The sequence below is a fragment of the Phyllobacterium sp. 628 genome, from assembly GCF_014189505.1.
GTDB lineage: Bacteria > Pseudomonadota > Alphaproteobacteria > Rhizobiales > Rhizobiaceae > Phyllobacterium.
In genome coordinates, this window is sequence record NZ_CP050301.1 from 2,351,210 (window position 1) to 2,374,057 (window position 22,848).

The 22,848-nt window shown below is 55.9% G+C and carries 17 protein-coding genes and 1 pseudogene; 12 read left to right on the forward strand and 6 right to left on the reverse strand.

All coding sequences use genetic code 11. The annotated features are described in order from the left end of the window. Positions 1 to 4: 4 nt before the first annotated feature. Genes HB779_RS13095 through HB779_RS13105 form a run of 3 tightly spaced genes read right to left on the reverse strand, consistent with a single transcriptional unit; the run spans position 5 to position 3,146 of the window. Positions 5 to 1,168: an acyl-CoA dehydrogenase family protein gene (locus HB779_RS13095; RefSeq protein ID WP_188342813.1), complete on the reverse strand. Its 1,164-nt coding sequence runs from the start codon at positions 1,166 to 1,168 to the stop codon at positions 5 to 7. 3 nt (positions 1,169 to 1,171) lie between these two features. Continuing rightward, positions 1,172 to 2,236: a carnitine 3-dehydrogenase gene (locus tag HB779_RS13100; RefSeq protein WP_188342814.1), complete on the reverse strand. Its 1,065-nt coding sequence runs from the start codon at positions 2,234 to 2,236 to the stop codon at positions 1,172 to 1,174. Positions 2,237 to 2,240: 4 nt separating this feature from the next. Beyond that, positions 2,241 to 3,146, reverse strand: a complete 906-nt coding sequence (locus tag HB779_RS13105) for a 3-keto-5-aminohexanoate cleavage protein (protein WP_188342815.1) — start codon at positions 3,144 to 3,146, stop codon at positions 2,241 to 2,243. A gap of 79 nt (positions 3,147 to 3,225) precedes the next feature. Between HB779_RS13105 and HB779_RS13110 the strand changes: the two genes are divergently transcribed. Continuing rightward, positions 3,226 to 4,209 (forward strand): GlxA family transcriptional regulator, encoded by a 984-nt coding sequence (locus HB779_RS13110; RefSeq protein ID WP_188342816.1) that lies wholly within the window; start codon positions 3,226 to 3,228, stop codon positions 4,207 to 4,209. Positions 4,210 to 4,312: 103 nt separating this feature from the next. Then, positions 4,313 to 4,792 (forward strand): thioesterase family protein, encoded by a 480-nt coding sequence (locus HB779_RS13115; RefSeq protein WP_188342817.1) that lies wholly within the window; start codon positions 4,313 to 4,315, stop codon positions 4,790 to 4,792. Between the two features lie 190 nt (positions 4,793 to 4,982). Here the strand turns inward: HB779_RS13115 and HB779_RS13120 are convergent, their stop codons facing one another. Beyond that, positions 4,983 to 5,879 (reverse strand): LysR substrate-binding domain-containing protein, encoded by an 897-nt coding sequence (locus tag HB779_RS13120; RefSeq protein WP_188342818.1) that lies wholly within the window; start codon positions 5,877 to 5,879, stop codon positions 4,983 to 4,985. Positions 5,880 to 6,031: 152 nt separating this feature from the next. Between HB779_RS13120 and HB779_RS13125 the strand changes: the two genes are divergently transcribed. The 3 genes and pseudogenes from HB779_RS13125 to HB779_RS13135 all read left to right on the forward strand — a co-directional run bounded on the left by HB779_RS13125 (position 6,032) and on the right by HB779_RS13135 (position 12,194). Further along, on the forward strand, positions 6,032 to 7,264 hold the full coding sequence (locus HB779_RS13125; protein WP_188342819.1) for an aromatic ring-hydroxylating dioxygenase subunit alpha: 1,233 nt from the start codon (positions 6,032 to 6,034) through the stop codon (positions 7,262 to 7,264). Between the two features lie 40 nt (positions 7,265 to 7,304). Next, positions 7,305 to 9,753 (forward strand): annotated as a pseudogene (locus tag HB779_RS13130) (FAD-dependent oxidoreductase). Next, positions 9,750 to 12,194, forward strand: coding sequence for an FAD-dependent oxidoreductase (locus tag HB779_RS13135; protein WP_188342820.1), 2,445 nt, complete (start codon positions 9,750 to 9,752; stop codon positions 12,192 to 12,194). The pseudogene HB779_RS13130 and the gene HB779_RS13135 overlap by 4 nt, the downstream one beginning before the upstream one ends. Before the next feature lie 177 nt (positions 12,195 to 12,371). Here the strand turns inward: HB779_RS13135 and rocD are convergent, their stop codons facing one another. Further along, on the reverse strand, positions 12,372 to 13,580 hold the full coding sequence (rocD, locus tag HB779_RS13140; RefSeq protein WP_188345915.1) for an ornithine--oxo-acid transaminase: 1,209 nt from the start codon (positions 13,578 to 13,580) through the stop codon (positions 12,372 to 12,374). A gap of 25 nt (positions 13,581 to 13,605) precedes the next feature. Further along, entirely contained in the window at positions 13,606 to 14,589 is a 984-nt protein-coding gene (gene rocF / locus HB779_RS13145; RefSeq protein ID WP_371823926.1) for an arginase, read from the reverse strand. 176 nt (positions 14,590 to 14,765) lie between these two features. Between rocF and HB779_RS13150 the strand changes: the two genes are divergently transcribed. From HB779_RS13150 to HB779_RS13180, 7 genes are all read left to right on the forward strand, one after another. Beyond that, positions 14,766 to 15,191: an Lrp/AsnC family transcriptional regulator gene (locus HB779_RS13150; protein ID WP_188342822.1), complete on the forward strand. Its 426-nt coding sequence runs from the start codon at positions 14,766 to 14,768 to the stop codon at positions 15,189 to 15,191. 27 nt (positions 15,192 to 15,218) lie between these two features. Then, positions 15,219 to 16,622 carry an aminodeoxychorismate synthase component I gene (gene pabB / locus HB779_RS13155; protein ID WP_188342823.1) on the forward strand — a complete coding sequence of 468 codons (1,404 nt, stop codon included), beginning with the start codon at positions 15,219 to 15,221 and terminating at the stop codon, positions 16,620 to 16,622. Next, complete coding sequence (locus tag HB779_RS13160) at positions 16,619 to 17,221, forward strand: aminodeoxychorismate/anthranilate synthase component II (RefSeq protein ID WP_188342824.1); 603 nt, start codon at positions 16,619 to 16,621, stop codon at positions 17,219 to 17,221. The genes pabB and HB779_RS13160 overlap by 4 nt, the downstream gene beginning before the upstream one ends. 141 nt (positions 17,222 to 17,362) lie before the next feature. Then, a complete protein-coding gene (locus HB779_RS13165) occupies positions 17,363 to 18,811 on the forward strand; it encodes an aldehyde dehydrogenase family protein (RefSeq protein ID WP_188342825.1) in 1,449 nt (482 codons plus the stop codon). 147 nt (positions 18,812 to 18,958) lie between these two features. Next, on the forward strand, positions 18,959 to 20,371 hold the full coding sequence (gene mgtE, locus HB779_RS13170; protein WP_188342826.1) for a magnesium transporter: 1,413 nt from the start codon (positions 18,959 to 18,961) through the stop codon (positions 20,369 to 20,371). Positions 20,372 to 20,498: 127 nt separating this feature from the next. After that, complete coding sequence (locus HB779_RS13175) at positions 20,499 to 20,885, forward strand: MerR family DNA-binding transcriptional regulator (protein ID WP_188342827.1); 387 nt, start codon at positions 20,499 to 20,501, stop codon at positions 20,883 to 20,885. A gap of 453 nt (positions 20,886 to 21,338) precedes the next feature. After that, positions 21,339 to 22,847 (forward strand): FAD-dependent monooxygenase, encoded by a 1,509-nt coding sequence (locus HB779_RS13180; RefSeq protein ID WP_188342828.1) that lies wholly within the window; start codon positions 21,339 to 21,341, stop codon positions 22,845 to 22,847. Position 22,848 lies beyond the last annotated feature (1 nt).

Genomic DNA, 22,848 nt, shown 5'->3' on the forward strand with positions numbered 1-22,848 from the left:
CGGTTTACGCTCCGTGCGGGCGAAGCAGGGCGCGCGATATGATATGGCGCTGGATTTCGGACGTGCCTTCCCAGATGCGCTCGACGCGGGCATCGCGCCAGATACGTTCCAATGGCAGGTCATCCATCAGGCCCATGCCGCCATGAATCTGGATGGCTTCATCCGCGACAAAAGCCAGCATTTCCGTTGCCTTGAGCTTGGCCATGGCCATATCCTGATCAGTGACGGTTCCCTGATCAAATTTCCAGCCCGCCTCGAAAGTGAGGAGGTCAGCAGCTTTCAGTTCTGTTGCCATATCGGCCAGCTTGAATGAAACACCCTGAAATTTGCCGATCTGCTGGCCGAATTGCACCCGCTGCGCGGCATATTCGATGGCGTGGCCAAGAGCGCGTTCTGCGCGGCCAAGACAGGTCGCTGCGACCTGAAGGCGTGTCGCCCCCAGCCAGGTATTGGCAACGTCAAAACCCTTGTGCACTTCACCAAGAATGGCCTCTGCGGGCAAACGGCAATCATCGAATTCGATGATGGCGTTGGTATAACCCCGATGCGAAACGTTGCGATATCCTTCGCGAATGGTCATGCCGGGGTGATCTTTGTCGACAAAGAAGGCGGTGATTTTCTTCTTCTTACCGCGCGGCGTATCTTCTTCGCCGGATGCGACGAAAAGGATCACAAAATCCGCTTCCATTGCATGGCTGATGAAATGTTTGGTGCCGTTGACGAGCCAGTCGCCGCCTTTTTCGACAGCCGTCGCCTTCATGCCGCGCAAATCAGAACCGGCTCCCGGTTCGGTCATGGCAAGGCAATCCGATTTTTCGCCGCGAATGCAGGGATAAAGGTATTTTTCCTTCTGTGCTTCCGTGCCTGCCAGCAGGATATTGGACGGACGGCCGACACAGGACCAGTGCAGCGCATAATTGGCGCGGCCAAGTTCCTTTTCATACAGCAGCCATGTCACCGTATCGAGACCGGCGCCGCCGACCGATTCCGGCATATTAGCCGCATAAAGACCAGCGGCAATGGCTTTCCCTTTCAGCTCATCCGCAAGATCCTTGCGCAATATGCCTGTGCGCTCGACTTCTGCTTCATGCGGATAAAGTTCGTTCTCGACAAAAGCGCGTGTCGTTTCGACAATCAGCCTTTGCTCCTCTGAAAGACCGAAATCCATGGTTCAGCCCTTCTTTTTCTTAGGCTTGCTGGAAACGGCCTTTTCAGCCGCTTTGGAAACGGCAGGCTTCTTGGCTAGCTTGGACAATTGCTTGGTATAATCCTTGTAGAGTGCGCCAGCACCCCAGCCCTTACCCTTGTTCTGGCGGGAGAGGGCGTCCATGATGGCAACCAGATTGTCATCGCGAATACGTTCAAGCTCGCGGATGGAGAGGCCATGCGCCTGTTCGTCCGACTGCGTGGCGATCTTGTCCACCAGCTCATCGGTCAATTCAGGCACGTCCATCAACTTGGTCCAGGGCCAGGACAGGCACGGGCCGAACTGGGCCATGAAGTGGCGCATACCGGCTTCGCCGCCAGCAACGCGATAGACCTGGAACATGCCCATCTGCGCCCAGCGAATGCCGAAGGAATAGCGCATGATATCGTCGAGTTCCTCGACGGTCGTGATATCGTCCTTGATCAGCCATAGCGCTTCGCGCCAGACCGCTTCAAGCAGGCGATCACCGACAAAGGCTTCGATTTCCTTGCGGATAACAACCGGCTTCATGCCGATGGAGGCATAAAGCTCGCGTGCCTTTTCAACAGCCTCCGGTGATGTCAGTTTGCCGCCGACGATTTCAACGAGAGGAAGCAGATAGACCGGATTATAGGGATGGCCAACGACCAGCCGTTCCGGGTGCTGCATTGATGTCTGCATGTCGGACGGCAGAATGCCTGAGGTGGACGAACCGATGATCGCATCAACGGCTGCGTGCTTGTCGATTTCCGCCAGCACTTTGTGTTTCAGGTCCAGCCGTTCCGGCACGCTTTCCTGAATGAAGTTTGCCCCGGCAACCGCATCGGCAATTGTTTTGGCGAAGGTCAGCTTACCCTCTTTCGGCAGGCCGCCGGGAACCATGGTCTTGTAGGCGCGGCGTGAGTTTTTCATCACCTCGCTGACCTTGCGCTCGGCTTCCGGATCCGGATCAAAGATCGAAACGTCAATGCCGTTGAGAATGAGACGGGCAACCCAGCCTGCACCGATGACACCGCCGCCAACAGCCGCCGCTTTAAGAATGACGCTCATGTTCTCACCAGCCCTTTGTCAGTTTCATGCGGGTACGGACCTCGTCCGGGCCAAGAATCCTGGCACCCATACCTTCGGCAACCTTCACGGCGCGCTCGACCAACTGGCCGTTGGTCGCGAGAACGCCCTTGTCGAGCCAGATATTATCTTCAAGACCGACGCGGATATTACCACCAGCCAGCATCGCCATTGCGGCGTAGGGCAGCTGATTGCGGCCAATGGAAAAGGCTGAAAAGGTCCAGTTGGACGGCAGGTTATTCGTCAGTGCCAAAAGGGTGTTGATATCATCCGGCGCACCCCATGGAATGCCCATGCAGAGCTGCACCATGACAGGATCTTCCAGCAATTTCTGGTCATAGAGCCATTTGGCAAGGAGGAGATGACCGGTATCAAAGATTTCAACTTCGGGCCGCACGCCCAGCGCCTTGATCTGCGCCGCCATGTCTTTGAGCATGGCAGGCGTATTGGTCATGACGTAATCGCCTTCACCGAAATTCATGGTGCCGCAATCGAGCGTGCAGATTTCCGGCCGCAACTTTGCCACATGCACAAGGCGTTCAGTGGCGCCAACCATATCCGTGCCCGCAGGCGAGGGTGGCATTGGCTGTTCGGTGCTGCCAAGCGTGAGGTCACCGCCCATGCCGGCAGTCAGGTTGAGGACCATGTCCACACCGGACGCCTTGATCAGTTCAACCACTTCCGCATAGAGCGCGACATCGCGCGAACCCTTGCCGGTCTTTGGATCACGCACATGGATGTGCGCAACAGCAGCGCCTGCATTGGCCGCTGAAATGCACTCATCCGCAATCTGGCGCGGTGTAATCGGAACCTTGTCGGAACGGCTGGTTGTGTCGCCTGCACCGGTCACGGCACAGGTAATAAATACGTCGCGATTGGGGGTGAGTCCCATTGCTTTGCTCCCATTTTGTCGTTGGGGAAATCATGCAGGTGTTGCAAAGAGATGCTTTGCAATATACGAATTGAAATTGATGAATAGCGAAATATCGCCACTCTTTTTACCCAATCCAAAAACGCTTGATGTGACAGTTCTCGTCTTCAGCGGCGCTTCGCTCATGTGCGTGGCATCGACGATTGATCCAATGCGTGCGGCCAACCGCGTGTCCGGAAGCAACCTGTTCAAATGGCAGATCGTTTCGCTGGACGGGAACCCGGCCATCACAACCTGCGGGCTGCCAATCGCAGTTTCGGGTGCATTTAATCCGTCGGATAAGGCGGATATGCTGCTGATGATCGGCGGTTTTGGCACCTCGGACATTTCACGCACGACATTCACAGCCAGTCTGCGCCGCGCCGTGCACCATTATCAGATGATCGGCGGCATCGAAGCCGGTTCCTGGCTGCTTGGCCGCGCCGGATTGCTGCGCGGACGCAACGCGACGACGCATTGGGAGGATATGGAGGAATTCACAGCGGAGTTTCCCGATGCGAATGTGCGACCGGATCGCTATGTTATCGACGGACCAGTGTTCACCACAGGCGGCGCTTCACCGACCTTCGATCTCATGCTGCATCTCATCCGGTCGCGTTGCGGCATGTCCGTGGCGCTCGATGTGGCGAGCGTGTTCATCTATGATGAGGCGCATGCTTCCAATGACGCGCAGCCGCTTGTCTCGTTGGGGCGGCTTGACGATGTGCATCCGAAACTCGCCACTGCCATCCGCCTCATGGAAGGGCATCTCGACGCGCCGCTGACCATTGGTGCGATTGCCAAACGCTGCGGTTTGAGTGCACGCAGTCTCGAAAAGATATTTGCCAAAGCCGTCGGTGAGGGGCCGGGCCGTTATTATCTGCGCCTGCGGCTCAAGGTGGCGCGGCGATTGATCACCGATACGAAAGCTCCATTGGCGGATATTGCGGCCCGCACCGGATTCTCCTCCGCTGCTGCCTTTACCCGCACGTTTCGCAGCTTTGAGGGCAAGCCACCCAGCAGTTTCCGGTCGGGCAGTCGATGATGGACCGCCATTATCAGTCGCTTTTGACACAACGGATTGCTGGCAGCCATGGTTCAAATGCCGCCCAGATTTGTCAGCCCAATTCAAAACAGGGAACTCCAGCATGTCCGAAGGTGAATTGTATCGCTCCGCCCCGATTGCGATGGAAAAGGAATGGATCGATTACAACGGCCACCTGAACATGGCCTACTACAACGTGGTGTTTGACCGGGGCGGCGATGAGTTTCTGGCCGAGTTGGGTTTTGGCCCGAAATATGCGGCAGAGCGCAAGCTGACAATCTACACCGCCGAAGTGCATATCTGCTACGTGCAGGAAATTCATCTCGACCATCTGGTGACCGTGACGAGCCAGTTGATCGATTTCGACGGCAAGCGTCTGCATACCTACAACGAAATCATTCATGTCGATGGCTGGGTGGCTGCGACATCCGAGGTTCTGTCGCTGCATGTGGATATGAACGGCCCCAAGGTCGTGCCGTTTCCGGATGACGTGCTGCCAACGCTCGAGTTTTACAAAGCTGCACATGCAAAGCTTGGGATGCCGGAACGTGTTGGAAAATCGATCGGAATTAAGAGGAAGTAGGTTCGCATGAGCATTGTGCGTGGTTCGTGGTTCGACAAGCTCACCATGAGGGAGATGGGTGGGCTGCAAAACTAATCGGCAACATTGCAGAACCCGCCAATCATCTGCATTGCAGAATACAGCTCTCTGCAACCCTCACTCTCCCTCATGGTGAGCTTGTCGAACCACGCACGATTGTCTTGCAGCCAAATCAAGCCCCGAACTGCTCCACCAGCCATTTCTCAAACTGACGAATGCGGGCTTCATTGACACGCTCCTTGCGGCAGATCATGTACCACGCGCCGGGCTGCGGCACTTTCAGCGCAAATGGTGCGACCAGACGCCCAGCCTTCAAATCATCGGCCACGAGAAAATCCGGTGCAACTGCAAGTCCCTGACCATCAAGCGCCGATTGCAGGGCAGCAAGATAGGTGTCGAATTTCAGCGTTACCGCCTGACCGCTATCGGGAATGCCAGCCGCTTCCAGCCACGTGCCCCAATCCTCCGGCGCCGTATAAAGTGCCAGTCGCGGCACCTTGTTCAGCGCCTTGGCTCCGGCATCGCCCTCGATACGCGCCGCGACTTGCGCACTGCAGACGGGGAACATCTGCGCCTTGATCAATAGGCGGTAGTGCAAATTCATCCGCTCGGGCCGGGTCGTGTGGATGATGCCAATATCGCAACTGTCGATATTGAGTTCCCAATCAAGCTGGCTGGTGCCAATGCGAATGGCGAGGTTCTGATTGACCTTGCGAAAATCCGTCAGGCGCGGAATGAGCCAGCGAATGGCGAAGGTCGCATAGGTTTCCAGTGCCAGATCGTCCGTCGTGCCAAGACGGTTGATCAGCGCCGTGCCACGGGCAATCTTCTCGAAAGCATCGCGCATGTAGGGGTAATACAATGTCCCGGCATCGGTGAGCGCCACACCGCGCGGCAAGCGTTCGAAAAGTTTGACGCCGAGAATCGCTTCCAGTTCGGAAATGCGATGGCTGATCGCCGATTGCGTCACGCCAAGCTCATCGCCCGCGAGGCGAAAACTCAACAATCGCGCCGAAGCTTCGAACGCACGCAACGAGCCGAGCGGCGGTATTCTGGGCTTCGACATCATAGCGTTGCGTCCTGTACATTCGACGGTTGAGAATAATTCATGTCTTGATGAGCAACCATCGCTTGAACGGCGCCCAATGCGGAATCATTCTAATCTGCGACGCATCCGGGAAACAATAAGCGTCCGGGAACAATCTTTTAAGCGAGGCGGAAATGGGCTCAGAACAGGCACTGGCCGAGATTGCACCAGCAGGCGACAAGATCGATCGCATGATTGCTGATCATAAGGCTGGTCATGGGCTTGTGCGTGCATTCTATATGGACCCGGATGTTTATATCAGGGACATGGAGCGCGTATTCCGCCGTCATTGGCACTGCATCGGCCACGCCAGTATCATTCCCAATGTTGGTGATTTCGAATTGTTCAAGATCGACACGGAAGCTGTAATCGTCTCGCGCACCGAGGATGGTTCGGTCCACGCCTTTCTCAATGTCTGCCGGCATCGCGGTGCCGAAGTCTGCACCCAGCAGAAGGGCAATGCCCGCTTTTTCGTCTGCCCCTACCATGCTTGGACTTACATGAACGATGGGAGTTTGCGTGCGGCGCGGCTGATGCCAAGGGATTTTGACCGCAGCGCCCATGGCTTGAAAAAGCTGCATGTGCGGGTGGCCGAAGGGCTGATCTTTATCTGTTTTGCCGATGAACCACTGAATTTTGACATCATAGAGCAATCATTGCGCACGACCTGCGGGCAATATGGCTGGGCCGATGCCAAGGTGGCGCACCGGGAAACCTATCCGGTAGACGCCAATTGGAAACTGGCGGTCGAAAACTATGTAGAGTGCTATCATTGCGGTCCGGCACATCCGGAATATTCGCAGACCCATGCGCTCGAACAACCCGCTGAAAAGATTGTCGAACTCAATGCCCGGATGGAGCAGCGCACTTGCGCGCTGGGCATCGACATTGCTACGGGTGACCATTGGCAGAGTTCTGCGCAGGGGCAGGAGACGATCCACACATTCCGCTATGCGCTTTATGACGGCGTATCGAGCGGCAGCGAGGACGGCTCGCCCATTGGCCCATTGATGGGCCGGTTCACCGAATTTGACGGTGGTGTCACCTCCATTCACCTTGGCGGCACCAGCTTTCTGGTCTGTTACCCCGACCACGGCATGATTTACCGCTTCATCCCCAAGACAGTTGATACGTGCGAAATGGAGTTGATCTGGCTGGTGCGCGGTGATGCGGAAGAGGGCAGGGATTACGATCTGGATAAACTCACCTGGCTTTGGAAGGTGACCACCGCCGAGGACAAGACGATCATTGAGCACACTGCGCGCGGTGTTCGCTCGCACTACTTTGTGCCGGGGCCCATTGCACCAATGGAATATAACGAGTTGCGATACATCCAGTGGTACCTCGATGAAATCGCCCGGGCTTGACCGGTTCTAAAGAAAAGACTGAGACGACGGGAGAACTTGTATGTCTGAATTTCCAACCTCGGCGCGTGTCGTCATTATTGGCGGCGGGGCGGTGGGCGTCTCGTCGCTGTATCATCTTGCCAAGGCGGGATGGACCGATTGCGTATTGCTTGAGAAGAACGAACTCACATCGGGCTCCACTTGGCATGCGGCGGGTAATGTGCCGACATTCTCGGCATCGTGGTCCGTGATGAACATGCAGCGTTACTCCGCCGAGCTGTACCGGCGACTGGCGCAGGAAGTTGATTATCCCATGAACTATCACGTCACGGGTTCGCTGCGGTTGGCCCATGGCAAGGAGCGGATGCGTGAATTCCAGCGTGTCAAAAGCATGGGCCGCTATCAGGGCATGGATATCGATGTGCTTGGCGTTGATGAAATCAATAGCCGCTATCCCTTTCTGTCGACCCATGATCTGCAGGGCGCGCTCTACGATCCCAATGATGGCGACATCGATCCGGCACAGCTGACACAGGCATTGGCCAAGGGCGCGCGTGACATGGGCGCAAAGATCATCCGCTTTTGTCCTGTCACGGGTGCGCGGCGGGACGGCGATGAATGGGTGATTTCCACGCCGCAGGGCGATATCCGCTGCGAATATGTGGTCAATGCCGCCGGTTACCGCGCACAGGAGATCGGCAAACTGTTTGGCCGTGATGTACCGATGATGGTCATGAGCCATCAGTATCTGCTGTTCGATGAAATTCCTGAGATCGCCGCGTGGAGCAAAGAGCAGGGCCACAAGTTGCCGCTGCTGCGTGATGTGGATTCGTCCTATTACCTCCGGCAGGAAAAGAACGGCATGAATCTTGGACCCTACGAGCGCAATTGCCGGGCGCATTGGGCAACCGCCGACGATCCGATGCCGGATGACTTTTTCGTTCCAGCTGTTCCCGGATGATCTGGAACGGCTGGACTGGTATTTGAACGATGCCATTGCCCGGGTGCCCATTCTTGGAACAGCAGGCCTGTCGAAGGTGATCAATGGTCCCATTCCTTATGCGCCGGACGGCAACCCGCTGATTGGACCCATGCCCGGCGTTCCCAATGCATTCGAAGCCTGTGTTTTCACGTTTGGCATCGCGCAGGCTGGTGGCGCAGGCAAGGTTCTGGCCGAATGGGTCATGGAAGGCGCAACAGAGTGGGACATGTGGTCCTGCGATCCGCGCCGCTTCACCGCCTTTGCCGATCGTGATTATAGCATTGCCAAGGGCGTTGAGGTCTATGGCCACGAATATGCCATCCATTTTCCGCGCTATACGTGGCCGGCTGGCCGCAACAAAAAAATCTCGCCGCTGCATGACCGCGTTGCCAAACTTGGCGCGCAGTTCGGCGCTTATAATGGCTGGGAGCGGGCAAACTGGTATGCGAAGCCCGGCGATGACACGTCGGAAGAATCAACCCAGACATTTACGCGGGAAGGGCCATGGCAGCAGCGCATCCGCGAGGAGTGCCATGCGGTGCGCGATGCGGTCGGCATTCTCGATCTTCCCGGCTTTTCGCGCTTCAAGGTGAGCGGTACGGGCGCGCGGGACTGGCTGTCAGGCCTGACCACCGGGCTGGTGCCAAAGCCGGGACGTATCGGCCTTGGCTATTTCTCCGACGAGAAGGGCCGAGTGGTCACCGAAATGTCCATCATGGCCCTTGATGAGGATGTATTCTTTCTCACCACTGCGGGTGTTGCCGAGTGGCACGATCTGGAATGGCTGCAGAATCATCTGCCCAGGGGTAGCGCTATAACGATCAGCAATGTCACCGAGCAGTTCTCATGCCAGATCGTCACGGGTCCAAAGGCGCGCGACCTTTTTGCCGGTATTTGTGATGCGGACCTCAGCAAATCCTGGCTGTCGCACCAGACAACGCAGATCGCCGGGCGCTATTGCCAGTTGGTTCGAGTGTCATTCGCCGGTGAGTTGGGCTGGGAAATTCATACGAAAATAGCCGATACAGCGGCCGTTTTTGATGCGGTCTGGCAGGCGGGACAGCCATATGGCCTCAAACCGTTCGGCATGTACGCATTGGACTCGCTCCGTTTGGAAAAAGGTTACCGCGCCTGGAAGGGCGATCTTTCCACTGACTATACGCCGCTGCAAAGCGGGCTTGAGCGCTTCATCAAATGGGAAAAACCCGCTTTTATCGGCAAAGCCGCGCTGGAAAGCGAAAAACAGCAGGGCGTGAAGAAGCGCTTTGTCACGCTAACCGTCGACGCCGGGGATTGTGATGCGCCCTATATGTCGACGCTCTGGCACAAGGGCAGCATTGTCGGTGAAACCACCTCGGGCGGCTGGGGGCACCGGATCGATAAGTCGATCGCGCTTGGCATGTTGAAGACTGAGCTGACTGAACCCGGCACCGAAGTTGAAGTCGAGATTTTTGGCGAACGCTTCAAGGCGACCGTTCATCCCGATCAGCCGCTCTGGGACCCCGCTAACGAAAGAATCCGCGCATGAGTTCTCTTCCGGTCAAGGCCCGCGCCGTCATCATTGGCGGCGGCATTTCAGGCTGTTCCGTTGCTTATCATCTCGCCAAATTGGGCTGGACAGACATTGTCCTGCTGGAACGCAAACAGCTTACGTCCGGCACCACATGGCATGCGGCAGGACTGATCGGCCAGTTGCGTGCCTCGCAGAACATGACACGGCTCGCCAAATATTCTGCCGATCTTTATGTCAAGCTGGAAGAGGAAACCGGTGTTGCCACGGGGATGCGGCAGGTGGGCTCGATCACGGTGGCTTTGACAGAAGAGCGCAAGCATGAGATTTACCGGCAGGCCTCGCTCGCCCGTGCCTTCAATGTGGACGTACGGGAAATTTCTCCAAGTGAAGTCAAAGAGATGTACCCGCATCTTAATATCGAGGATGTGATTGGAGCGGTGCATTTGCCGCTCGATGGACAGTGCGATCCTGCCAACATAGCCATGGCGCTTGCCAAGGGCGCACGGCAGCGCGGCGCCAGAATATTCGAGAACGTCAAGGTCACGGACATTCACAAGACGAGTGGCCGTGTGTCTGGTGTTTCATGGGCTAAAGGTGAGGAACAGGGCACAATCGAAACCGATGTGGTAATCAACTGCGCTGGAATGTGGGCGCGTGATCTGGCATCGATGTCAGGCGTAACCGTTCCTTTGCACGCCTGCGAGCATTTTTACCTCGTAACAGAAGCCATTCAGGGGCTGGGACGTCTCCCTGTTCTGCGTGTTCCAGACGAATGCGCCTACTACAAGGAAGATGCCGGCAAGATGATGCTTGGCGCTTTTGAGCCGGTTGCCAAGCCTTGGGGCATGAATGGCATTTCCGAAGATTTCTGCTTTGATCAATTGCCGGAAGATTTCGAGCATTTCGAGCCAATACTCGAAATGGGTGTCAACCGCATGCCGATGCTTGGCACCGCAGGCATTCATACGTTCTTCAATGGCCCGGAGAGTTTCACCCCGGATGACCGCTATTATCTCGGCGAAGCACCAGAATTGGGCGGCTATTGGGTGGCTGCGGGCTATAATTCCATCGGTATTGTGTCATCCGGTGGCGCCGGTATGGCGCTGGCGCAGTGGATACACGATGGCGAAGCGCCGTTTGATCTGTGGGAGGTGGATATCCGCCGGGCGCAGCCTTTCCAGAAGAACCGGCGTTATCTGAAAGAACGCGTGTCTGAAACGCTTGGCCTGCTCTATGCGGATCATTTTCCCTACCGGCAGATGGCAACCTCCCGCAACATCCGCCGGTCGCCATTACATGAGCACTTGAAGGCACGTGGTGCGGTTTTCGGTGAAGTGGCGGGATGGGAGCGCGCCAACTGGTTTGCAAAAGACGGACAGGAGCGCGAATACCGCTATTCCTGGAAAAGGCAGAACTGGTTCGATAACCAGCGCGATGAGCATCTGGCTGTGCGCAACGGTGTTGGCCTGTTCGACATGACGTCATTTGGCAAAATCCGTATTGAGGGGCGTGATGCCTTGCCGTTCCTGCAAAGGCTGTGTGCCAACCAACTGGACGTGGAGCCGGGCAGGATCGTCTACACCCAGATGCTCAACAACCGTGGCGGCATTGAAAGCGATCTGACGATTACACGCCTGTCGGAGACTGCCTTCTTTGCTGTGGTACCCGGCGCAACCTTGCAGCGCGATCTCGCGTGGTTGCGCAAGCATCTCAAGGATGAGTTTGTCGTCATCACCGATGTGACGGCGGCCGAATCTGTGCTCTGTCTCATGGGCCCGAAATCACGCGAAGTCATCGAAAAGATCAGCCCCAACGATTTTTCCAATGCCGGTCATCCTTTCGGCACGGCGCGGGAAATCGAAATCGGCATGGGGCTGGCGCGGGCACATCGGGTGACCTATGTGGGCGAGCTTGGCTGGGAACTCTATGTCTCGTCTGACCAGACAGCGCACGTCTTTGAGGCTTTGGAAGATGCGGGGAAAGATTTGGGTCTCAAACTATGCGGTTTGCATACGCTGGATTCCTGCCGCATCGAAAAGGCTTTCCGGCATTTCGGCCATGATATTACTGACGAAGATCATGTTCTGGAGGCAGGATTGGGCTTTGCCGTCAAAACCGCAAAGGGTGATTTCATCGGGCGCGATGCAGTGTTGAAAAAGCAGGAGAATGGGCTGGATCGCCGGCTGGTGCAGTTCAGGCTTGCCGATCCCGAACCGCTGTTGTTTCACAATGAGGCAATCGTGCGCGACGGGGAGATCGTTGGAACCATCACCTCAGGCAATTACGGCCATTCTCTCGGTGGAGCAATTGGTCTTGGTTATGTCAGTTGCAGGGGCGAAAGCGCGGAAGAGGTTCTGGCCTCCAGCTATGAAATTGAGATTGCCGGAGAACGGGTCAAAGCTGAAGTGTCGCTGAAGCCGATGTATGATCCCAAGGCTGAGCGGGTGAGGATGTAGTTGTTTCACCCCCCTCTGTCCTGTCGGACATCTCCCCCACAAGGGGGGAGATCACATCGACATCAACACGGTCGCTTACTTAGCAATATCTCAGAACTATTTGAAACCGTCACGAAGGCTGATCTCCCCCTTGTGGGGGAGATGTCCGACAGGACAGAGGGGGGTGAAACACCCGCATCAATTCATACTAGTCAGCACTTCATCAAACTGTTCCAGCGCCCAGTCGATTTGATCGCGCTTGATGACCAGTGGCGGAGCAATACGGATTGTATCGCCGTGAGTGTCCTTGGCGAGAATGCCGCGTTCCTTCAACTCGTAACAGAACCGGTTGGCGCCGCCAGCTTCCGGATGCAGCTCGATGGCGAGCATCAGACCGCGGCCACGCACTTCGCGAACAATATTGCTGCGGATGCCCCGGAGCTGCTGAAGGAAGTACTCGCCCTCGATGCGGGAATTCTCGATCATGTTTTCTTCGGTCAGAACGCGTAAGGCGGCGCGGGCAATGGCGCAGGCGAGCGGATTGCCGCCGAACGTGCTGCCATGCTGTCCCGGCTTCAAAACGCCAAGGACGTCGCTGTTCGAAAGCACAGCCGAGACCGGATAAAAACCGCCTGACAGCGCTTTGCCGATCAGCGTCACATCCGCTTCGATGCCTTCATGCGCTTCTGCGAGCAGGGCACCTGTACGGCCAAGGCCCGTCTGGATTTCATCGAGAATGAGCGTGACGTTGTTCTGAGTGCAGAGTTCGCGCACCTTGGTGAAGTAGCCTTTTGGCGGGATGATCACGCCAGCTTCGCCCTGGATCGGTTCGACAAGGAATGCCACAGTATTTGGCGTCAACGCATTCGTGAACGCGTCGATATCGCCAAACGGCACGACCTTGAAGCCGGGTGCAAACGGACCGAAGTTTTCGCGCGCTGACGGATCGGTACTGAAACCGACAATGCCCATGGTGCGGCCATGAAAATTGTCCGAGCAGACGATAATCTCGGCGGCGTTCTCCGGCACGCCCTTGATCTCATAGCCCCATTTGCGGACGGCTTTGATTGCTGTTTCAACAGCTTCGGCACCGCTGTTCATCGGCAGGATTTTGTGCGAGCCGGTCAGTGCAGCCAGCTCTTCGTAAAACAAAGCGAGCTGGTCGTTGCGGAAAGCACGGGAGGTCAGGGTCAGTTTGGACGCCTGTTCGGTCATTGCCGCCAGAATTTTCGGATGGCAATGACCCTGGTTGACGGCGGAATATGCTGACAGACAGTCGAGATACCGGTTTCCATCGATATCCCAGACATGCACGCCTTCACCACGCGACAGAACCACATCAAGCGGCTTGTAATTATGAGCGCCAAGACGGGACTCGGTCGAAATCAGTTGGGCGGCTGTTTGCAGCAAAATATCCTCCTATTTGCCAGATTTAGACGTTCAGAGTCGTGGCGCTCTGATCAGAAAGGCTGGACCGTTCAAAAACCTGGCGGCCAAACAGGCTGGCAACAAGATCGACGAGCAGCATTGCGCTCTTGCCGCAATCATCGAGGAACGGATTGAGTTCAACGACATCAAGCGAGCCGACAACGCCGGAATCATGCAGCATTTCCATAACGAGATGGGCTTCACGGTATGTCGCACCACCGGGAACGGGTGTGCCAACACCGGGAGCCAATGAAGGATCGATGAAATCCACATCAAAACTGACATGCAGGATGCCATTGGCCTTCTGCACCCGCTCAATGATACGGCGCATGAGCTTTGCAACGCCGAATTCATCGATCAGGCGCATGTCGATCACATCGATGCCGCGCTGCCGCAGAAGTTTGCGTTCAACAGTATCGATGGAGCGGATGCCGAAGAGATGTAGGTTTTCGGGTTTGATCAGACCATGCGGCTCATCACCAAACACGCCTTCAAGGCCGGGTTCATTGCACAAAAGCGCTGCGGACATGCCGTGCATGTTGCCGGAAGGCGAGGTAACCGGGGTGTTGAAATCGGAATGGGCGTCGAGCCAGAGCACGAAAAGTTCGCGGTTATTCTCCTGACAGTAGCGCGCAACACCGGCAACCGAGCCCATGGACAGGGCATGATCACCGCCGAGAATGACAGGAAAACTGCCATCTTTCATCGCTTCATAGGTCTCAACGCACAGCATGCGTGACCAGGCGGCGATCTTTTCAATGTGATGAGCGAGCCCTTCAACCGGCGGGACGGCTGGCAATGTCTGCGGCAGGCGCAGATCACCGTGATCATCGATGGGATGGCCCATTTCTTCGAGTGTGCGCACGAGGCCAGCGGTGCGGAGCGCAGCTGGTCCCATCACCGCGCCAAGACGGCCAGCGCCTTCTTCGACGGGCGCGCCGACAATCATCAGTTTTTGTTTTTGGTCGTTCTCAAAGTTGCCGAGCATGTTCATCAACAAGCGCCACTTTCGCGTTTGAATGGTCAATTATGGGAGCAGCGGGATTCTGCGTAACGGCTAGTATACTGCCACCCTGGGCTGGTGACAAATAGACAGCATCCTGATAGAAATGCGCGGCTTAATGTGCATTTTGCGCACATGAATTATACAAATTGGAAATAGATATGGATGATCTTGACCGCCGGTTGTTGTCTTTGCTGCGTGACGACTGCCGCATGCCGGTTTCTTCGATGGCAACGGTTCTGGGCATTTCGCGCGCCACGGTTCGTGCCCGGGTTGACAAGCTGACGACAGACGGCACCATTCAGGGATTTACCATCACGCTTAAAGCGGGGACCGGCGTCTATGGTGTACGGGCTATTGCGATGATCGAGGTGGCCGGGCAGGGTGCGGAAAAGGTGATCCGGCGCCTGCAGGGGTTTCCGGAAATTCGCGCGCTGCATACGACCAACGGCCGTTGGGATATTGTGGCCGAGATCGAAGTGGAGACACTGGAAGCTTTCGATCGGACATTGCGGGATATTCGTCATATTGACGGAATCACTTCAACCGAGACAAGTATCCTTCTGTCGACCCGCAAGAGCGGATAGGTTTACCCTTCGAAAGGCGTGAGGCGGATGCATATCCGTGAAATCCCATGGTTGGAGCCTGTTGAGGCAGCGGAGCGCTTGAAACCGCTTGGCGGACTAAGCTTTCTTGATAGTGCCATGCGTCATGATCAGCTTGGGCGCTATTCCTATGTCGCTGCCGATCCCTTCGGAAAACTCGTTGTGCAGGATGGCAAGGCGAGCTGGAATGATGAAGAGCTGGATATGCCGCCGCTGGAGGCCTTGTCATATTATCTGGATTTATATCAGCTCGATAATCAGCCTGATCTGCCACCGTTCCAAGGTGGCGCAGTTGGCTATTTTTCCTATGAATTCGGCAGGTTATTGGAACGTCTTCCTGAACCAGTGAAGCAAAAGCAGGGGAACGTTCCAGATGCCATATGGAGCTTTTATGATGTCGTCTTTGCCTTTGATCACCTGAAACAAAAGGTCTGGCTGATATCGTCCGGCCTGCCGGAACACGCAGAAGCGGAACGGACCGCACTGTCCATCAGGCGGGCAGATGTAATCATTGCAGAACTGGCGAAGGTGCCGAAAACGCAAAGCACGATTTTACCTCGGATTGCCCGAGATGCCTGGCAATCCAATTTCGGCCGTGATGCTTATAAGCAAGCCGTTGCAAAGGTCGTGGAATATATTCTCGACGGCGATATTTTTCAGGCCAATATTGCCCAGCGATTTATTGCTGAGATGCCGCAAAACTATTCGAGCTGGTCTTTCTATAAAGCTTTGCGCCGGAGAAATGCAGCCACGTTTGCCGCCTATCTCGATCATGGAGATATCGTTGTCGCATCGAGCTCGCCGGAGCGGTTTTTGTCGGTGCGGGGACGTGATGTGGAAACACGGCCGATCAAGGGGACAGTTCCACGTTCATCTGATCCGGAAAAAGACCGAACGCTTGCGGACGCGCTGCTTGCCTCGGAGAAAGATCGCGCTGAAAATCTGATGATTGTCGATTTGATGCGCAATGACCTTTCGCACGTCTGCAATCCGCATTCAGTGCTGACGCCTGTTCTGTGCGGTCTGGAATCCTATGCCAGTGTCCACCATCTTGTATCGGTCGTTACCGGCCGTCTCGGTGATGGGAAAGCCTTGCCGGATTTGATCAAAGCGGCATTTCCGGGCGGGTCAATCACGGGTGCGCCCAAATTGCGGGCGATGGAAATTATCACGGAGACTGAACAGGAAGCGCGGGGTGTTTATTGCGGCTCGATCGGTTTCATCGGGTTTAATGGCAATCTTGATACGAATATCGCCATCCGAACGGTGCTGTTTCAGGGCGGTAAAGCGGTGTTTCAGGCGGGTGGCGGTATCACTGCATTGTCGGATCCATCGGCAGAATATCAGGAAACACTCGACAAGGCGGCCCGCATTTTCGATGTTTTTGCCACTGCCGGAGAAGTCCGGTCATGATCCTGATCATCGACAATTACGACTCCTTCGTCTTCACGGTTGCACGCTATTTTGCTGAACTTGGCGAGCAGACAAGGGTTGTGCGTAATGATGCGATTACCCCAGAGGAAATCGAGAGGGAAAAACCAGCGGCTCTGGTGATTTCACCCGGTCCTTGCGGACCACGCGAAGCCGGGCAATCACTTCCAATTATTGAAAAGTTCAGTGGCAGCATTCCCATTTTGGGCATCTGTCTGGGGCACCAATGCATTGGTGAAGCTTTTGGCGGGAAGGTTGTACGCGCGCAGGAACCCATGCATGGGCGCTCGTCGCTGATCCGGCATAATGGTACCGGCGTTTTCAAAGGCTTGCCGAGCCCATTCAAGGCGGGACGCTACCATTCGCTGATCGTTGTATCGGACGAGAGTAATGGATCGCTCGCGATCACGGCCCGCTCGGACAAGGGCGAAATCATGGGCCTCGCGCATCGAAGCCACCCGACCTACGGCGTGCAATTCCATCCAGAGTCGGTTCTGACGGAATACGGGCATGCGATGCTGGGTAATTTTCTGCGGCTCGTGCGTCAGTTCCACAACCGAACAACAACTGATTATCGTTAAGCGCCGCTATTTTCGCCTCTTTGTTCGATATTGCTATTGGCTGGGAACCTATTCATCCGTTAGATACACAATCGAAGACCGACCGGATGCACATCCGGCTTTAAAACCACCAATCCGAACACAACAGGCAGGAGACCAGCCATGCTTCGCAAGACCGATTTCTATATCAATGGAAAATGGACCGCCCCGGCCGTGGCACGCGATCTCGATGTGATCAACCCTGCCGATGAGCAGCCTTTTGCTGTCATTTCTGTGGGATCTGCTGCGGATGTTGATGCGGCGGTTGCGGCTGCGCGTAAAGCTTTCGCAAAGTGGAGTGTAACCAGCCGGGAAGAGCGGCTTGCATGGCTGGAGCGTCTGATCGCCGTTTATGAAGCCCGTATCAATGATATGGCGCAGGCAATCTCGTCCGAAATGGGCGCGCCGATCAAGATGGCTCTGGAAGAGCAGGCGGCTTCAGGCACCGGCCACCTCAAAGCCTTTCTTCGCGCCCTGAAGGATTTCAAATTTGAGCGTCCGCTTGATGCGCACAACAAGAATGTGCTGATCGCCTATGAGCCCATCGGTGTTTGCGGATTGATTACGCCCTGGAACTGGCCGATGAATCAGGTCGTCCTCAAGGTTGTTCCCGCTATTGCCGCCGGTTGCACCGTTGTACTCAAGCCATCTGAAATCGCACCGATTTCCTCGATTGTCTTTGCTGAAATGATCGATGCATCCGGTCTGCCTGCCGGCGTGTTCAACATGATCAACGGCGACGGTCCATCGGTTGGCGCAGCGATGTCCGGCCATCCCGGCATTGATATGATGTCCTTCACCGGCTCAACCCGTGCGGGTATCGCTGTTACCAAGGCAGCAGCTGACACAGTCAAGCGCGTGTCGCTTGAGCTCGGCGGCAAGTCGCCCAACATCGTTTTTGCCGATAGTGATGTTGAAGCAGCAGTCAAGCGCGGCGTTCTGCATGTCTTCAACAATACCGGCCAGTCATGCAATGCGCCCACGCGCATGCTGGTAGAGCGTTCCGTCTACGATCAGGCAACGGAAGTTGCCGCCGCGACGGCCAAGGCTACCGTCGTCGGCGATCCATCGCAGGACGGCGACCATATGGGCCCGCTCGTTTCGGAAATGCAGTTCAACAAGGTGCAAGGTCTGATTGAACAGGGCATCAAGGAAGGCGCTCGGCTGATCGCCGGCGGCACCGGCCGTCCTGAAGGTTTCAACCGCGGTTATTTCGTTCGCCCGACTGTGTTTGCTGACGTCAATAACGACATGACCATTGCCCGCGAGGAAATCTTTGGTCCGGTCCTTGCGATGATTCCGTTCGACACGGAAGAAGAGGCAATCGAGATCGCAAATGACACGCCATACGGGCTTGCTGCCTATATCCAATCGGGTGATCGCGAGCGCATCAAGCGCGTGTCTAAACAGCTTCGTGCCGGTATGGTTCGCATCAACGGCGCCTCGCACAAGGCAGACGCTCCTTTCGGCGGTTATAAGCAGTCGGGAATCGGCCGTGAAGGTGGGCATTGGGGCCTCGAAGATTTTCTTGAGGTCAAGGCCATCAGTGGCTGGGAAGACAGCGCTGCGTAATCTTCCAGCCGTGTGTCATTCAATCGACGCACGGACGCGGTAACGCTCTGAATTTGCGCATAATCCGCGCAGAAATCGATTTGGTTTCCGTGGGTTATGCGCTAACTGACGATATGCAACGCGCGTCGGGAAGGCAGGTGCGGACTGATGGATGAAACAGAAACATTGCTTCCGTCCGCACATGATGAGCGTGACGCTGACATTTATGGCGAAGACGGTGCTATCCGGTCGTCCTATCTCGCACGTGTCGGCGCCGCCATTGCGGATCGCGATGTCCTGTTTCTGCGGTCTCACGTCGCCAAGCTGCACCAATCCGAGCTTGGTCACGTTCTGGAGGCGCTGCAATCGGAGCAGCGTGCCGCACTTGTCGAACTGCTCGGTGATGAGTTCGACTTTGCCGCGCTGACCGAAGTTGATGAAGCTGTTCGTCTTGAAATCGTCGATGCGCTGCCGAATCGACAGATTGCCGAAGGTGTCCAGGATCTTGATTCCGATGACGCCGTCTACATTCTTGAAGATCTCGAGCAGGAAGACCGTGACGAGATTCTGGCGCAGTTGCCGTTCACCGAGCGGGTTCGTCTGCGCCGTTCTTTGGGCTATCCGGAAGAGACTGCCGGACGGCGTATGCAGACCGAGTTTGTTGCGGTGCCACCGTTCTGGACGGTCGGGCAGACGATAGACTATATGCGCAACAATGCGGATCTCCCGGAATCCTTTTCGCAGATTTTTGTTATTGATCCCATGTTCCGGTTGCTTGGCGCCATTGATCTTGACCGTATCCTGCGGGCAGGCCGGGATGCAAAGATCGATGAGATCATGCACGAGACGCGCCATGCGATCCCGGCCACCATGGATCAGGAAGAAGCGGCGCAGATTTTCGAGCAGTACGATCTGCTCTCGGCCGCTGTTGTCGATGAAAACGAGCGGCTCGTTGGTGTTCTGACCATTGAGAACATCGTCGACGTTATTCAGGAAGAAGCTGAAGAAGACATCATGCGGCTCGGCGGCGTCGGCGACGAAGAACTGTCCGATTCTGTCCTGTCCACGTCACGCTCGCGTACACCATGGCTGGTGGTCAATCTGTTTACCGCATTTCTGTCTGCTTCCATCATCGGGCTGTTTGACGGAACAATCCAGCAGATGGTGGCGCTGGCGGTTTTGATGCCGATTGTCGCCTCCATGGGCGGCAATGCCGCGACGCAAACAATGACCGTGACCGTGCGCGCTTTGGCGACACGCGACATGGACATCTACAATGCGGGCCGCATTATTCGGCGTGAGGCGTCAGTCGGGTTGATCAACGGTTTACTGTTTGCCTTGATGATTGGATTGGTGGCGGGCCTGTGGTTTCAGAATGCCGAACTCGGCGGTATCATCGCAACAGCCATGATTATCAACATGATGGCGGCGGCGCTTGGCGGCATCCTGATCCCGCTTCTGCTCGATAAGTTTGGCGCTGATCCTGCTATTTCTTCCGCTGTATTTGTAACAACGGTGACGGATGTTGTCGGCTTTTTCTCATTTTTGGGACTGGCGACGTGGTGGTTCGGGTTGGGCTGATCGCGCATTGCTTCCGACTTTTGAAACTAAAGTCTGTTTGTACTTACAAAGGTGCAATTGACTTTTACGTAATTGCATGGCCAAACATTCAAAGGAAACAATTAGAAAAAACAGAGCAGTGTCTGTCATGCGCGAATATTATTCCATTACTGAGCTGACACGGGAGTTCGGCGTTTCGACGCGGACATTGCGGTTTTATGAAGATGAAGGCCTGATCCACCCGGTTCGCCGTGGTCGTACGCGCTTGTTCCGCCCATCGGACCGGCATCTTCTCAAGCAGATTTTGCGCGGCAAGCGCCTCGGTTTTTCCATCGCCGAAATCCATGAAATCGTGCAGATGTACCGGGACCCGCCGGGCGAAATGGGACAACTGCACCTCTTGATGAAGCGCGTGGAAGAAAAACGTGGTGACTTGCGCCAGAAGCGCCGTGATATCGAGGAAACGCTGACGGAACTCGATCAGGTTGAGGAAGCGTGTATCGAACGATTGGCTGAGCTTGGGGTTAATACCTGACTGTTATTTATCTCCCCCCTTGTGGGGAGAAAGCGATTTCAGCATCTTAGCCACTTGGCTAAGTGCTAGAAATCGCAAGAGAGGGGATTTTACGTAAACCGCAATTTCCCCCTCACTTGGATTTTCTAAGGATTTAGCAAAGAGAGGCTAAATCCAAGAAAATCCGTTCTCTCCCGCAAGGGGAGAGATAGCGGCACCATCTTCTGCAATCTTTCCGATTGGCATTAGGGCGAACCACGCACGCTGCTTGTGCCATCAAATCAGGGCTTCAAAGCTTCCTGCGAGCACATGCCGATAACATCCTGCCCCTGCTAGTCATTGTCCTGACAGCGCTTGGCCATATAAACGTCGTCAAAACCTTCTTTTGTTTCCAGCGAATCGTGCCAATGCGGGTGCCGTTCTCAAAGCCATGTTTCAGGCGGTTGTAGCCGAAATCGCCAAGGGAGTTTACGCGTGACAGACCATGCAGTCGTGATTGTTGGAGCAGGTCCGACAGGCCTGATGCTTGCGGGTGAACTGGCCTTGGCAGGCATCGGCGTGGCCATTGTTGAACGCCGCCCCAACCAGAAGCTGGCCGGTTCGCGTGCCGGTGGTCTGAGCTCACGCACTCTTGAGGTTTTGGATCAGCGTGGAATCGTGGACCGGTTTCTCGCGGAAGGACAAAAGGCTCAAGTCGCAGGATTCGCGGTCACCCGTTTGGACATCAGCGATTTTCCGACCAGGCACAATTATGGGCTGGCGCTGAGGCAAAAGCATATTGAACGCATTCTGGCTGAATGGGTAAGCGAGTTGCAGGTGCCGATCTATCGTGGCCGTGAATTAACGGGTTTCACGCAAGACTCCACTGGCGTCACCATCGAACTATCCGATGGTGGGCCTTTGCGGGCGAGCTATCTCATCGGCTGCGATGGAGGCCGCAGTCTGGTTCGCAAAACGGCTGGCATTGAGTTTCCGGGATGGGATGCAACGACCAGCAATATTCTCGCTGAGGTCGAGATGACGGAGGAGCTGCCATTGGGAGTCCACCGCACAGCGCTCGGCCTCTTTGCCTTCGGCAGGGAAGAGTACGAAATCCGTGACGGCAAGGTCGTCTTTGCCAATGAAGGTCCCGTGGGTGTCATGGTACCTGAAAAGGATGTCCGCGGCACAAGCGAGCCTTCGCTGCAGGATATCAGCGAAGCGCTCATCACTGCATTCGGAACAGACTACGGCATTCATAGTCCAACCTGGATTTCCAGGTTCAGCGACATGTCGCGGCAGGCGGCGGCTTACCGCAAGGGCCGGGTTTTCTTGGCTGGTGATGCCGCACATGTGCACTCTCCGGTGGGCGGACAAGGCCTCAATACGGGTGTGCAGGATGCAGTGAATTTGGGTTGGAAGCTGGCACAGGTCGTGAAAGGAACTTCGCCCGAAAGCTTGCTCGATACCTATCACGCCGAACGGCATCCGATTGCAGCCCGCGTGTTGCGCACGACAATGGCGCAGGTTGCATTACAGCGCACCGATGATCGCACTGACGCCCTGCGTGAAATCGTATTGGAGCTTCTCGGCATTGACGAGTCTCGTAAACGCATCGCTGCCGAAATGTCAGGACTTGGGATCCATTACTATCTCGGCGAAGGGCATCCATTGCTTGGCCGTCGCATGCCTGACCTCGATCTGGTCACCCCCGATGGTCCCACGCGTATCTTCACGCTTCTCCAAAATGCACGGCCCGTGCTTTTGAATCTCGGCGCATCCGGCAGTTTGGATATTGCGCCGTGGTCAAACCGCGTCCAGTTGGTTTGCGCCAACTATGATGGTTCATGGGAGCTGCCGGCGCTCGGCGTGGTTACCGCTCCCACTGCAGTGTTGATCCGGCCCGATGGATATGTGGCGTGGGTGGGCGAAGGGACACAGGATGGTCTTCAAGAAGCGATGAGCACCTGGTTCGGCACCGCCGAGACACAACCCGGTAGCTGAT